The sequence below is a fragment of the Micromonospora sp. NPDC048040 genome, assembly GCF_055587185.1.
Window position 1 is genome coordinate 1 of the sequence record NZ_JBVJGT010000009.1, and the last position, 12,967, is coordinate 12,967.

11 protein-coding genes and 1 pseudogene are annotated in these 12,967 nt (G+C 69.5%); 5 read left to right on the forward strand and 7 right to left on the reverse strand.

What is annotated here, in order from left to right:
• Positions 1-212 precede the first annotated feature (212 nt).
• Positions 213-1,370 (reverse strand): DUF6069 family protein, encoded by a 1,158-nt coding sequence (locus tag ACZ6O2_RS12170; RefSeq protein WP_466022849.1) that lies wholly within the window; start codon positions 1,368-1,370, stop codon positions 213-215.
• Between ACZ6O2_RS12170 and ACZ6O2_RS12175 the strand changes: the two genes are divergently transcribed.
• Positions 1,336-2,535 (forward strand): cytochrome P450, encoded by a 1,200-nt coding sequence (locus ACZ6O2_RS12175; RefSeq protein ID WP_466022850.1) that lies wholly within the window; start codon positions 1,336-1,338, stop codon positions 2,533-2,535. The two genes, ACZ6O2_RS12170 and ACZ6O2_RS12175, sit on opposite strands and share 35 nt — an antisense overlap.
• A 164-nt stretch (positions 2,536-2,699) precedes the next feature.
• Here the strand turns inward: ACZ6O2_RS12175 and ACZ6O2_RS12180 are convergent, their stop codons facing one another.
• Complete coding sequence (locus ACZ6O2_RS12180) at positions 2,700-3,827, reverse strand: abortive infection protein (RefSeq protein WP_466022851.1); 1,128 nt, start codon at positions 3,825-3,827, stop codon at positions 2,700-2,702.
• A 268-nt stretch (positions 3,828-4,095) separates the two neighbouring features.
• On the opposite strand from ACZ6O2_RS12180, the gene ACZ6O2_RS12185 reads away from it, so the two are divergent.
• The gene (locus tag ACZ6O2_RS12185) at positions 4,096-4,848 is read left to right on the forward strand and encodes an SDR family NAD(P)-dependent oxidoreductase (RefSeq protein WP_466022852.1); all 753 of its coding nucleotides are present in this window, start codon (positions 4,096-4,098) and stop codon (positions 4,846-4,848) included.
• 153 nt (positions 4,849-5,001) lie between these two features.
• On the opposite strand, the gene ACZ6O2_RS12190 is transcribed toward ACZ6O2_RS12185, so the two are convergent.
• Both ACZ6O2_RS12190 and ACZ6O2_RS12195 read right to left on the reverse strand, forming a co-directional pair.
• A complete protein-coding gene (locus tag ACZ6O2_RS12190; RefSeq protein ID WP_350710526.1) occupies positions 5,002-5,493 on the reverse strand; it encodes a DUF1579 family protein in 492 nt (163 codons plus the stop codon).
• A gap of 393 nt (positions 5,494-5,886) precedes the next feature.
• Complete coding sequence (locus ACZ6O2_RS12195; RefSeq protein WP_350710528.1) at positions 5,887-6,714, reverse strand: SAM-dependent methyltransferase; 828 nt, start codon at positions 6,712-6,714, stop codon at positions 5,887-5,889.
• 204 nt (positions 6,715-6,918) lie between these two features.
• On the opposite strand from ACZ6O2_RS12195, the gene ACZ6O2_RS12200 reads away from it, so the two are divergent.
• The gene (locus ACZ6O2_RS12200) at positions 6,919-7,968 is read left to right on the forward strand and encodes an RNA polymerase subunit sigma-70 (RefSeq protein WP_350710530.1); all 1,050 of its coding nucleotides are present in this window, start codon (positions 6,919-6,921) and stop codon (positions 7,966-7,968) included.
• Between the two features lie 50 nt (positions 7,969-8,018).
• Here the strand turns inward: ACZ6O2_RS12200 and ACZ6O2_RS12205 are convergent, their stop codons facing one another.
• Complete coding sequence (locus ACZ6O2_RS12205; protein ID WP_466022853.1) at positions 8,019-8,711, reverse strand: O-methyltransferase; 693 nt, start codon at positions 8,709-8,711, stop codon at positions 8,019-8,021.
• A 208-nt stretch (positions 8,712-8,919) separates the two neighbouring features.
• Here ACZ6O2_RS12205 and ku point away from each other — a divergent pair, with 208 nt between their 5' ends.
• Positions 8,920-9,702, forward strand: a complete 783-nt coding sequence (ku, locus tag ACZ6O2_RS12210; RefSeq protein WP_466022854.1) for a non-homologous end joining protein Ku — start codon at positions 8,920-8,922, stop codon at positions 9,700-9,702.
• 149 nt (positions 9,703-9,851) lie between these two features.
• Entirely contained in the window at positions 9,852-10,229 is a 378-nt protein-coding gene (locus tag ACZ6O2_RS12215; protein WP_466022855.1) for a YciI family protein, read from the forward strand.
• A 124-nt stretch (positions 10,230-10,353) separates the two neighbouring features.
• Here the strand turns inward: ACZ6O2_RS12215 and ACZ6O2_RS12220 are convergent, their stop codons facing one another.
• On the reverse strand, positions 10,354-11,742 hold the full coding sequence (locus ACZ6O2_RS12220) for an alkaline phosphatase PhoX (protein ID WP_466022856.1): 1,389 nt from the start codon (positions 11,740-11,742) through the stop codon (positions 10,354-10,356).
• A gap of 207 nt (positions 11,743-11,949) precedes the next feature.
• Positions 11,950-12,821, reverse strand: a pseudogene (locus ACZ6O2_RS12225) (IS5 family transposase).
• Positions 12,822-12,967: the final 146 nt, after the last annotated feature.

A 12,967-nucleotide genomic window follows, 5' to 3' on the forward strand; every position in this document is an offset into this window, starting at 1 on the left:
CCCCCCCCCCCCCCCCCCCCCCCCCCCCCCCCCCCCCCCCCCCCCCCCCCCCCCCCCCCCCCCCCCCCCCCCCCCCCCCCCCCCCCCCACGACCGTCTCGCGTTCATGACCGTCGACTGTGGGAGGCGTTCCATCCGACGACTGCGGCCCCGGCCGTAGCCCGCTTCCCCAGCGGCCACGGCTGGCCACGCAGCCCGACCGCCGCCAAGGCGTCAGCGTCGGACGCTGCGGACCATCGCCGCGATGAGAACAGCACCGACGGCGACGTGCATCAACGCGAGGGCGACCATGGCGCCGCCGCTGTCCGCGGCGGTCGGCCCGGCCAGGGAGAGCAGAGTGAAGACCGCCGCCACGATCACCCAGATACGCAGGCCGTGCCGGGTGACCCGCTCCAGGAGCGCGAGGAGCCCCCAGCCGAGCAGGGAGGTGAGCAGCGACGACACGATCACCGCCCCCAAACCGATCTTCATGGGCGGCTCACCCTCGGCCAGCGTGGCCTCCAGGTCGACGCCGGCGACAGGAGCCGCCACGACCCAGATGAGCACGGCGGCCAGAACGGCCAGCAGCACACCGAGCGCACGATCACGCCACCGTACGCTGCGACTTCCGGCCGGAGTTACGGCGGCTTGCGAGACAGCAGAATCCATGACAACCCATCCTTCAGTTTCCTGAACAGTTCCGCGACACGGGTGCTGTGCACATATACCGCCATATGCACAATGCATGGAGCCTACAGGAGGCAGCCAACCGTGGCGATGGACGATCACCTCTTTTTGCCAACCAGAACGGTCGATCGACGCCACCCGGATAAACCCCACGGACTTCGAATTCCGGCACGTGGCGGTGTGGACGCCCACCGCTTCCGATCGACGGGAAACTCCGGGCGCCGGATCGCGCGGAGCGAGTGGTGCACCACGGCAGGGCGGCAGCCTCGGCGGGCCGGCACCGCGCGGCGCCGTCCATGCTGCCCGGTCCTTCCCGCAACCGCCCAGCGCCGCACGTGACGAGAAGACACCCGCCGGTCCTGCGGGCAGGCTGGACACGACATCGGCGCACGTGACCATGCGCGTGTGGTGACGTCGGCGGGTCGCCCGTGGCACATCGTCGGCTGGCGTCACCGCCGCCGTGCCGGAGCGGACAACGCCGGCGCCCATCCGGGTCCAGCCGGCCGCGCCGGCCCCGGTCACGCGGGCAGGTCCGGGCCCGGCCGCGGCATGGGAGCGGGGGCCTCTCCCGCGCCCCGTGCCGCAGCGGGCCCGGTCCGGCGCCCTCACACCGGCAGAACGGACACCACGTGGTCGCGGCCCGATCGAGTTCCGACCACGAGGAGGACGCATGTCGATCCCAGCAGAAGCACCCGCCTTTCCCATCGGACGGCAGTGCCCCTACCGACCGTCGCAGGGCTACGCCGACCTCCGCAGCAAGGGACCGCTGTCGCGGGTACGGCTCTACGACGGACGCGAGGCATGGCTGATCACCGGCTACCCGGAGGCACGGGCGCTTCTCGCGGACCGGCGCGTCTCGATCAACCCCCGCCTCGACGGCTTTCCCGCCCTGAGCGCGGAGATGGCCGAGCTGGAGAACACCGGCTACACGGACGTCCTGATCGGCGTCGACCCGCCGCTGCACACCCGGCAGCGCACCATGCTGATTCCGAGCTTCTCGGTACGTCGAATGAACGCTCTCCGCCCCGCCATCCAGGACATCGTCGATCAGCGCATCGATGCGATGCTGGCCGCCGGCCCGCCGGCGGACCTGGTCGCCACGTTCGCGCTGCCGGTGCCGTCCATGGCGGTCTGCGTGCTGCTCGGCGTCCCCTACGAGGATCGCGATGCCTTCGAGGGGCCCGCCCGGAGCCTCTTCGACACCGACCCCGAGCAGGCCGCGGACGCGATGACCGCGCTCAGCGACTACTTCGGGCAACTCATCCGCAAAAAGGAGACCAACCCGGGCACAGGTCTGCTCGACGACCTGATCGCCGGCGCGGTACGTGAGGGCTCGCTCTCTCGAGAGGAACTGGTCCGCTACGCGATGCTCATGCTCATCGCGGGGCAGGACACCACCGCAAACGTCATCTCGCTCGGGACGCTGGCGCTGCTCGAACACCCGGACCAGTTCGCCAAGCTGCGCGACGATCCGGATCTCGCTCCCGGGGCGGTGGAGGAGATCATGCGCTACGTCTCCCTCATCGAGGCGATATCCCGGGTGGCACTCGAGGACATCGAGATCTCCGGATACCACATCAAGGCCGGTGAGGGCCTCCTGATCGGTGCGGCGGCGGCGAACTTCTCGACCGCGTTGGTGTCGACTCCGGAGCAACTCGACGTGACCCGGTCGCCGCGGCACCACCTCGGTTTCGGCTTCGGCGTCCACCAGTGCATCGGGCAGAACCTCGCTCGCATCGAGCTGGAGCTCGCATTCCGTACGCTGACGCGGCGAGTTCCCCAGCTGCGGCTCGCGGTGCCGGCAAGCGAGATCCGCACCAGCGTCACCGGCCCCATGGAGCGGCTCACGACCCTGCCGGTGACCTGGTAGGGCCCGTCACGTCGCACGCCGTGTTCCGAGCGGCACCGACGACGCCGGTTCGTGACAGCCACCTGTCACGAACCGGCGTCTCGTGCGTCCCGGATCCTCTCCCGGGCAGCGGTCCGCCACCCGACGCGCCGCGCCGGGTGGCGGAGGTGCCCGCCGGGGAACTATCAGGGGAGGTGATCGGGCTCGTCCCGCCGGAGCAGCGCGTAGTGCGCCGCGAGTTGGCGGAAGGATTCCTTGGGCTCCCACCGGTAGGGCGACGCCGGATCGTGGTAATCGTCCCGGATGGTCTTGACCAACGCCATGCTGGCCGCATCGAGGTCCAGCCGGTGGTCCGCGGAGTGCGGGTGCGTCGGGTGGATGAACTCGCTCACCGCGACGCCGTCCATGCCAGCCCGTCGAAACACCTCGAGCATCCGGTGATGGAACGCCGCCTGGGCGTGCTCGTCGCGCAGCACACCCTCGTCGACCGTGTGCACGGGTCCGCGGCGGTCGACGACGTCGAACGAGAGGAAAGCCATCTCGCCGGCGCGGGGATGGGTGGCGGTACCGAACTCCGCGATCATCACCGGCTTGCCCCACCGGTGATAGCGCTCGAGCTCACGGACGTGATCGTCGTCGCTGGTCGGGTACGCGAGGGTGTAGAAGTGCATCAGCCTGACCGTGTCGAACAGTCGCCAGTCGACGTCCTCGAACGGCGCCGCCGCGTAGCTCACCTCGCCAGCGAAGACGGGCCGCACTGACCGGACAGCCCGGTCGAGGAACTGGTTGAGGCGCGTGTTGGCGCTGTCCAGGTCGACCGTGCCGGTAGGAGCGAGGACCTGGTGGTCGGCCTCGGCGAAGATGTTGGCCATTCGCTCGTGGTACCGGTCGCCGGGGACGAGGCCCGGGGTGAAGACCAGGTGTACGCATCCGATGGAGAAGCTGATCCGCACCCCGTCCCGTCTCAACTGCTCGGCCAGGCGTGCCGCCTCGACCAGGTGGTCGATGATCTCCTGCTGGGGCCGGTCGACGAGGCGGGGCTGGAACCACACGTGGAGTCCGACGTCGGCGGCGGCCCGGGCCGTGGCGGTCAGCCGCCCCAGGTCGCTGCCGTAGACGGTCACCGAATTGCAGCTCAACTGCCGGCGGATCGCGCCGATCTCCTGCTCCATCCGGTCCCGGCTCCACACGAGCCGGGACAGCTCTCCCTGTCCGGTGGCGAAGTTCGTACCCGTGTCGTAGGTGACACCGACCGATCGCAGCGTGCCGCGCCCGGCGGCGCGTGGGGTGGCGGGTCGCGGACCAGATGTCATGGGGTCTCCTTGATGGCGTCGTGTCCCGGTGCGCCTCGGCGCAGCCACGTCGGAGCCGTACGAGCTGACTGCGGCCTTGCGACGATGGGCCGGTCGACGCACGGCGCGGACCGACGTGTCCGGAACCGACCCTCGCAACACCTGCCTCGGGCCCGCATCTCCGGCCGTGCGGGCACGCCCGGCCCGTCTCCCCCGGCGGCCTCGACCCGACGGTGGCGGCGCACGGACGAAGGTGCCCGGGGCAGGCGGGCGCTGCCACGCTGTGCTCATGGCGGATTTCGACGGCAGGACGGTACTGGTCACCGGGGGAGGCAGCGGCATCGGCCTGGCCACGGCACGCAGGCTGCTGGGGGTCGGCGCACAGGTGGTGATCTCAGGTCGGAGCAGCGCCCGTCTACAGGGTGCCGTCGAGGCGCTCGGCGCGCCCGACCGGGTGCTGGCCGTTCCGGCCGACGTCGCCAAGGGGCGGGATCTCGACCGGCTGATGACCGTGGTGGAGCATCGGTTCGGCCGCCTCCACGGGGTGTTCTGCAACGCCGGCGTCGCGCGGTTCAATCCGAGCGCGGCGGTGACCGACGAGGAGTACGACGACCTCATGGGCACCAACGTCCGGGGCGTCTTCTACACCGTCCAGAAGGCACTTCCGTTGTTGGTCGACGGTGGGGCGGTGGTGGTGAACGGGAGCTGGCTGGTGCACCGGGGGCTGGCGACGACGCCGTTGTACGCGGCGGGCAAGGCGGCCGTGGTGAACCTCGCGCGGTCGCTCGCCGCCGACCTGGGGGCCCGGGGTGTCCGGATCAACGCGGTGAGCCCCGGCTACATCGTGACCGACATGTTCCTCGGCATCGCGGTGACGGAGGAGGCCAGGGAGTCCGCCCGGAGCCAGGTGCCCCTGGGCCGGTTGGGACGGCCTGACGACGTCGCGGAAGCCGTGGTGTTTCTGCTGTCCGACCGGTCTGCGTACATCACCGGTCAGGAACTGCTCGTCGACGGCGGACTGATCACATCGGTGCCGCGGTGATGCCTGGCGGCCGATCCGCACGGATCGGTCGCCCCCGCCGGCCGGGCCGGCGTAACCCTGGCGTGGTGGGCCCGGCGCCCCACGCCCGGCGGGCACCGCGCGATCGCTCTGGGGTGTGGCTGATCGCGCGGTGCCCGCCACGTCGGTCCGTGTTCAGGACACCTTGGTCAGGGTGGCGTGCATGAACGGAACCCAGTTACCGTCGGGCAGCGGGAAGTCGCAGTCGTAGCTGATGGTGCCGTCCTCGTTGAGCTTGCGAATGTACTTCGCCGGGCCGACCAGGACGAGCTTGTCGTCCTCGAAGTCGCCGATGTAGTGGCTCTGCTCGGCGTTGTACGGTCCGAAGCTGCTGAAGTAGTGCGTCCGGAACTTCTGGGTCTCCGGGTCGTAGTCGAAGAACTCGTACCCGACGTCGGGCACCTTGCCCGCCGGTCCCAGGTCCATCGCGCAGTTCCAGCGGTGGACGAGGAAGAATCCACCCTCCAGCCACTCGAAGGTCTCCGTGCCGGACAGCTCCGCCGGCGGGCCCATCGGGCCGGCCTCGGTCTTGCCGCTGAGCTTCCACGTGCCCACGAGGTAGTCGAGGCGCCGGAGGGCCGGGTCGGGCTGCGGCGGCGGGGGCATCTGCTGCGCGTTGTCAGACATGATCGCTCCTTGGCATGTTTCGATGCGGATGAAGGCGTGGCACGACACGCACGTCGAACACGTGGTCCGAGTCGCGTGTCAAGCGCGCCAGACCACGAGGGCACCGCTGCGGCACCTTCCGGGGATGAGCGGAGCCACGACACGTTCGTGCCGTCGATCGTCTGGCGCGCCAGCCACATCCCTTATGACGCAGCGGCGCCGGACAACTCATCGGTTTCGGAAGCGAGCATTCACACAAGGGCAATTGCTGTCCTTACGGCTGATAGCGGCTCCACCAAAAGGGCAGCCGCCATCGGCCAGGAGGAAGGGCTCGGCGGTCCACCCGGACCGGGCCGAACAGCGAACCGGGCGCGCGGCGCAGAACGCCACACGCCCGGGACGGCACCCAGCGGGTCAGAGATACGGCCTCCGCGCGGCGATGATCGCGTAGCCGATGTCGGCGCCGTAGGCGAAGTAGTCCCGGTACGACTGCTTCAGCTCACCCACCATCTCCTCGCCGAACCGCGAGGCGAGCTCATCGTGCAGCTCGTTCGCACGGTCCAGGTAGCGCAGCCCCATGCCGTACACCCGCGGGCCGCACTGGGTGTATTCCTGGACGTCGAACCCCGACGTCCGCAGGCGCGAGATCCATTCCGGCACCGACAGCAGCTGACCGACCTGGAAGGCCGCCGTGAACCGGGCGGCGCGCTCCGACCCGGCTGGCGCCTCGCGGGTGCAGTCGGCGATGGCCAACCGGCCACCGGGCCGCAGGACACGGCGGAACTCCGCGAGCGGGGCCGCCAGGTCGTCGGCGTGCATGAGCGACTCCACGGCGATGACCGCGTCGAACGTGCCGTCCGGGTAGTCCAGGTGGTTGTAGTCCCCGTGGGCGAACACGATCCGGGTGGCCGCGGCGCTGCGCTCGGCGCGCCGCCGGGCCTCGGCGGCCTGCACGGAGCTGATGGTGATGCCGGTGACCCGTACGCCGTGCTCCTCGGCCAGCTGCACCGCCGGGGCGCCGACGCCACAACCGGCGTCGAGGACGTGCTCTCCCGGGCGCAGTCCGATCGCCGCCCCCACCTTCCGGGTAATCCGCCTGGCGGCCTCGACCACCGGCGTGTCGTCGTGGTCGTCATACCAGTACGGCAGGTGTTCCTGGCCGTCGATGAAGATCTGCGACAGCGCCGCGGTCTCGTCGTACATCCGGCCGATGTCGTCGGTGTTGGGTGTCGTCGAGCCCATCGCTCCTCGCTTCTGTGTCGTCGTCTCCGCCCGGTCGCCACCACCCTCGCATCGAAGATCCCGGGGGCACACCTTCGGTGTTGCGGGGGGACGACGATTCGGAGCAGCCCGGTCGCGCCCCGTGTCGCCGGCCTGGTAGGACAGTCCGCGATCGGTATAGTGGGAGATGCATATTTGCGCTACCAGTGGATGAAAGAGGGATAGATGGCGACCGTTGACACGAATGCGTCGCAACCCGACGCCGAGCCCGCGACTGCCATCACCATCGACGACGAGGGCTTTTCGGCGCTCGTCGAGGGGCATCGACGCGAGTTGCAGGTCCACTGCTACCGGATGCTGGGGTCCTTCGAGGATGCGGAAGACCTGGTCCAGGAGACGTACCTGCGGGCGTGGCGCAAGCGTGAGACGTTCGAGGGGCGGTCCACCGCCCGGTCCTGGCTGTACCGGATCGCGACCAACGCCTGCCTCGACTTCCTGCGGCGCAACGCGCGCATGCCGGTGGCGCACCGCCAGCCGGCGCTCGGGGCGGGGCCGTCCACACCGCCGCCCCCGACGGACGAGGTGCCCTGGCTCCAGCCCTTCCCGGACCACCTGCTCGAGCCGGTTGCCCCGCCCGACTCCCAGCCGGATTCGCAGATCATGGCGCGGGAGACCATCGAGCTGGCGTTCCTCGTGGCGATCCAGCACCTACCGCCCCAGCAACGGGCGGTGTTGATTCTGCGCGACGTCCTCGGCTGGTCCGCCAACGAAGCCGCCACGATGCTCGACATCAGCGTCGCCTCCGCCAACAGCGCGTTGCAGCGGGCGCGGGCGACGCTGAAGGACCGCCTGCCCCCGAGGCCGATCGACTGGGGCCCCGCCACCGATCCGGCCGAGGCTGAGCGGGCCCTCATGCAGCGATGCATCGAGGCGCTCGAGAAAGCCGACGCGGAGAACTTCGCGAAGCTCGTACGCGAGGACGTGCGGGTGACGATGCCGCCGGACCCGTTCTGGATCGTCGGCCGCGACACCTTCGTCGCCGGTCTCCTCGCCCAGTTCGACCCGGCATCCCCGGCCTACTTCGGGGAGTGGCGGGCGCTACCGGCCCACGCGAACATGCAACCGGCCGTCGCCGGCTACGTGCGTCGTCCGGGTGATGCGGTCTACCGTCCGCAGGTCCTCAACGTCTTCAGGATCGAGGACGGCATGATCGCCGAGATCACGGCGTTCCCGCCGGAGGTCTTCCCCACGTTCAACCTTCCCGCGACCCTTTGAACGCCCGAGGGGCACCCGCCATTCGGTGGGTGCCCCTCGCTCGTACCTCTTCAGCGTCTCCGAGCGACGGTGAGCCCGTCGGCCAACGGCAACATGACCGCCTCCAGCCGGTCATCGGCCGCGACGGCGGCATTAACCTCACGCATCACGGCCGCGCACCTCCGCTGCAACGGCTCGGCGGCCAAATCAGGCGCCGTCACGAAGCCGTCAAGGAGCACGTTGTCCAGCAGCAGCAAGCCACCCGGACGCAGCAGCGGCACCGCGAGGTCGTAGTAGGTCGGGTAGTTCGCCTTGTCCGCGTCGACGAAGACGATGTCGACGCAGCGCTCCCCCGGCAGCGAACGCAGGGTCCGCGCGGCCGGCCCGAGCCTGAAGTCGATGAGGTCGGCAACCCCCGCCCGCGTCCAGTGGGCACGGGCGAGATCGAGCCAGCGATCACTGTTGTCACAGGTGATCACCCGACCCCCGGGCGGCAGGCCCCGGGCGAACGCCAGAGCGGAAAGTCCGGTGAAGGTGCCGACATCGACCACCGTCCGGGCACCGGATATCCGCGCCAACAGGGTCAGCAGGCTGGCCTGTTCCACCGGCACCATCATCCCGGCGGCCTCCCCGAGCGCTTCGGTCGCGGCGACGAGGCTGTCCACGACCGGGTCGGGTGGTGTCATCGACGCGAGCAAGTACTCACGCAGCACCTGGTTGACCGGTACATGCTTGGCCATCCCGCCACCTGCTCCGCCGCCCATACGCCCACCTCCACGTCGTGTGGATCCGCAACCGAGCCGCTCGATGCCGGCTGTGGGCGGTCCAGCCTGATCGTCACCAGCCGCCCGCACCGCCGCACCTTGCTGCGTGCGCAGACGTCACCTGCACCGCACGCAGGAGGAAGAGGCGAGCACACGACGGTGCCACGCTGATCCCAAGGGCACGAGAAGCGATCGACCGGGAGCGCGGATGCGGGCAATGTGGAAAGGCGCGGTCTCCTTCGGCCTCGTCTCGATCACCGTCAGGTTGTACGCCGCGACGGAGGAGAAGTCGGTCCGGTTCCGGCAGGTGCACAGGGACGACGGCGGCCGGATCACGCTCCGTCGGTTCTGTGACGACTGCGAGACCGAGGTCCCCTACCGGGACATCGCCAAGGGGTACGAGTTCGACGACGGGCGCCTGGTCGTCGTCACCGACGACGAGTTGGCCGAACTGCCGCTGCCGACGGTACGCACCATCGAGGTGCTGAAGTTCGTCCACATCGAGGAAATCGACCCCGTCCTCTACAACCGGACCTACTACCTGGAGCCGGAGGACATCGCCGTCACGCCGTACGCCCTCCTGCGCAACGCGCTGAGGAACAGCCGTCGGGTGGCGATCGCGAAGGTCGCGCTACGCCAGGTCGAGAGACTGGCCACCATCCGGGAACGGGACGACATGCTCGTCCTTCAGACCATGCTCTGGCCTGACGAGCTCCGCAAACCGGACTTCCCCTTCCTTCGCGAGACGACGACGGTGCGGCCCGCGGAACTGGCCATGACCATCTCGCTCATCGACTCGATGACGGATCACCTCGATCCCGACGGTCTCCGGGACGGGTACCGGACCGCACTGCTGGACCTGCTCGCGGCCAAGGCTGGCGGCGACACGTCCGACGGGGCGGCGCCCGATGGGCCTGCCCTCGAGGACACCACGGAAGGGCCCGGCCCCGGCCACGCGCTGCAAAGAGGACGCGTCGCGAGGACGGCCTAGCAAAGGCGGCCCGCTGGCGGCACGCGGCCAGGCTCCGGGCGGCTCTCCGGGCGGGTCGGCCAATGTGGCGAGGCATGTCGAGGCGACCTCTTCCGTTTCGACCCCTCATAGAGCGCCACCTGCGTCTCTCGGGAGCCAGGGAGTAGAACATGAGGTTTGTCCTGCTAAGTCGGTTCAGCGTCGTGACCACCGACGCCACCGGAGCTGTCGCCTGGCGACCCGAGGATCTCGAAGCACACTTCCGGTACATGCGCGACCTCAACCGGACACTGGGAAGCACCGGCGAGTTGGTCTCCACGCACGAGCTGGCACTCGCCCCGCAGGCACGCGTCGTCCGCGCCGCTGGCGGAGACGTCGCCATCGACGACGCCAGCAGGGCGGACGGTGACGCCGTGACCTGCTACTGGCTGGTCGACTGCGAGACCCTCGAAAGAGCTGTCGAAATCGCCGCCAGTGTGTCAGCCGCTCCCGGCGCCTGCAGCCAGCCGCTCAATCATGTCGTCGAGCTGCGGCCGGTCATCCCCTGAAGACCGATCGCCGCATCTGGAAGATCGCCGCCCTGCGGTTCTCACCGATGACGCCCCGAGCCCCAGGCGTGGTGGGGCTCCCCGATCATCGTGGACCGGGGAGCCCCGCCAGGCGGCTGCGTGGTCAAAACTGGCGGCGGTTCCACGGGCCGGTGACGGCGTACGTGATGCCCGGGTTGTAGACGTTGAAGAACATGGTCCGGCCGTCGGCGGAGAACGTCGCGCCGGCAAACTCGCCGTACTCCGGGTCCCCGGCGGTGCCGACGTTGACCCGGTTACGCGCAAAGACGAACACCTCGCCGTCGGCGGTCGTACCAAGGATGTGCTGGTCCCCGATCCCGTCCTCGCACATCATCAGGCCCCCGTACGGCGACATGCAGATGTTGTCCGGGGCGTCGAACTCCGGGTTCTCCGGCGCCGGCGTCGGACGGGTGAAGATGGTCTCCAGGCGCAACGTGTTGGCTCGGGGGTCGTACCGCCAGACCTGGCCGTCGTGGTCGCGGGCCGAGCCCAGCTCACGCCGGGCGAACGACGAGACGAAATAGGCACAGCCGTCCTTCTCCCCCCACCAGGCGCCCTCGATCTTGTACCCACCGGTGATCGGCCTGCCGTAGTCCTGGGCACGGACCGACTCCGTCGTCGCCAGCGGATCCGGCACGTCAAGCCACTCGATGCCGGAGAAGGAGGTGCCCGCCTCGGTCACCACCGACAGGTCGGGCAGGTCCGGGACGTGCAGAGCCTGCAGCAGGCCACCTGCCCGCAGGCTCCCGTGACCGCCGAGCGGCCGGTTCGGCAGGAAGCGATAGAAGCTGCCCAGCGGCGCCACGAACGCGTCCTCGGTCTCGTAGACGATGCCGGTGTGCGGGTCGACCGCCACCGCCTCGTGCTGGAACCGGCCCATCGCGGTCAGCGGTGTCGGATCGGTGTTGCGGGCATCGTCGTACGGGTCAACCTCGAAGATGAACCCGTGGTCCTTCGTGTACCCGCGGACACCGGCCTTGTCCTCGGTCTCCTCGCAGGTCAGCCAGGTGTGCCACGGCGTCCGGCCGCCGGAACAGTTGATGGCCGTGCCGCCCAGGCTGACGTGCTCGGAGACGGCGCGGTTCGACGCGTCGACGGCGAGCGTGCTGGTCCCGCCCCCGGCGGCCGGGTCGTACGTACGCTCCGGCGGAGCCACCACCTTGATCTTCGCGGTCGGGGAGCACTCATGGTTGCGCACCAGGCGAGTGCCACGCGCCTCGTCGGCGAAGGAACCCATACCGTCGAACCGGCTCGGCACAATACCACCGTCCGGCCGGGCAGTGCCTTCGCGCGACAGCACCGTATAGCGGAAGCCCACCGGCAGGTCGAGCATGCCGGCCGGGTCAGGCACGAGCGGACCGTACCCGACCTCCGGGCCGGACACCCCCAGCGCGGGTGCCGCGGTGAACAGGGCATCGACCGAACCGGCCACGGCCACGGCGAGACCAGCTCCGGCCGATCGGGACAGGAACTGGCGGCGAGACAAAGACACGGGGAATCCTCCTAGACGTCACAGACCGTAGCTGGCCGGCCGATATCGATCCGAGCCGCTCGATCAACTACGTCACATCCCGCCCCACCCGTCAAGATGCCGATCGAATTGATCCCCGCCAACGGTGACCGCCGACCTGGCTCAACGGGTCAGGATCTCGGAAACCAAGCGAACGCCAAGCGTCCTAAGGCGTGTTTCATGAGCCGGTCAGAGCCACTCGGTGATGATGGTGATGGTCAGGACGGCTTGGAAACGGACCGCCAGCTTGTCGTAGCGGGTGGCGACGCCACGATGGCGTTTGAGCCTGTTGATGCCGTTCGACGGCGTAGCGTAGCCGGTAGAGGTCCTTGTCGAACGTGGGTGGGCGGCCGCCCTGGGAGCCTTTGGCCATGCAGTGGGCGTCCTGGTCTGTCTTGCGGGGGATGCAGGAGATGGCTGCGGTTGCCGCGGCTGGTGTAGGCCTTGTCTGCCAGGACCAGGTCGGGGCAGGTGCGGGGCCGGCCGACGCCCAGACGGGTCACGCGGATGCGGCGCAGGACGGGGATGAACTGCGGGCTGTCACCACGGTGCCCGGCGGTCACGATCAGGGAGAGGACTTTCTGCCCCTGCTCGCAGGCCAGATGAGTCTTGGTGGTCAGCCCGCCCCTCGATCGGCCCAGCGCGTGGTCGGCCGGCTCGTCGTGCACGCCGCCGGGTGGTTCCTTCTGCAGATGCCCGTCCGTGCGGGCGCCGGCGGCGTGCTGGTGGGCGCGGCTGGTCATCGAGTCCACGCTCACCGTCCAGCCGATCCGGCCCTGCGCGTCGCCAGCAGCCTGCAACGCGGACAGGATCTTGTCCCAGGTCCCGTCACGCTGCCAGCGGCGGAACAGGCCGTAGACGGTGGGCCAGGGCGCGTACTCGGCCGGGACGTCCCGCCACGGCGCACCGACCCGGATCCGCCACCGGATCCCGTCGATGAGCTGTCGTTTCTCCCACTTCGGCGGACGACCCGTCGTCGGCGCGGCAGGCAGCAGCGGAGCCAGAACAGCCCACTGCCTGTCGGTCAGGTCATGCCGCCTCGTCACCGCTACGCTGGGCACGAGGTCTCCGGTATGAGGTTCTTACTTGGTCGCAGAACCAGATACCGGAGACCTCTTCAGTTATCAGTCACCGCCACGCCGTGACCTCGATGCCGTCAGCCTGGCTTACGAAACACGCCTTAGCTTGATCTTTAACCTGCGGCGGT

What these genes read in the sequence shown, in the direction of transcription:
- ACZ6O2_RS12175 (WP_466022850.1), top strand. Translation starts at nt 1,336, where the DNA reads ATGTCGATCCCAGCAGAAGCACCCGCCTTTCCCATCGGACGGCAGTGC.
- ACZ6O2_RS12170 (WP_466022849.1), bottom strand. Translation starts at nt 1,370, where the DNA reads ATGGGAAAGGCGGGTGCTTCTGCTGGGATCGACATGCGTCCTCCTCGT.
- ACZ6O2_RS12180 (WP_466022851.1), bottom strand. Translation starts at nt 3,827, where the DNA reads ATGACATCTGGTCCGCGACCCGCCACCCCACGCGCCGCCGGGCGCGGC.
- ACZ6O2_RS12185 (WP_466022852.1), top strand. Translation starts at nt 4,096, where the DNA reads ATGGCGGATTTCGACGGCAGGACGGTACTGGTCACCGGGGGAGGCAGC.
- ACZ6O2_RS12190 (WP_350710526.1), bottom strand. Translation starts at nt 5,493, where the DNA reads ATGTCTGACAACGCGCAGCAGATGCCCCCGCCGCCGCAGCCCGACCCG.
- ACZ6O2_RS12195 (WP_350710528.1), bottom strand. Translation starts at nt 6,714, where the DNA reads ATGGGCTCGACGACACCCAACACCGACGACATCGGCCGGATGTACGAC.
- ACZ6O2_RS12200 (WP_350710530.1), top strand. Translation starts at nt 6,919, where the DNA reads ATGGCGACCGTTGACACGAATGCGTCGCAACCCGACGCCGAGCCCGCG.
- ACZ6O2_RS12205 (WP_466022853.1), bottom strand. Translation starts at nt 8,711, where the DNA reads ATGGGCGGCGGAGCAGGTGGCGGGATGGCCAAGCATGTACCGGTCAAC.
- ku (WP_466022854.1), top strand. Translation starts at nt 8,920, where the DNA reads ATGCGGGCAATGTGGAAAGGCGCGGTCTCCTTCGGCCTCGTCTCGATC.
- ACZ6O2_RS12215 (WP_466022855.1), top strand. Translation starts at nt 9,852, where the DNA reads ATGAGGTTTGTCCTGCTAAGTCGGTTCAGCGTCGTGACCACCGACGCC.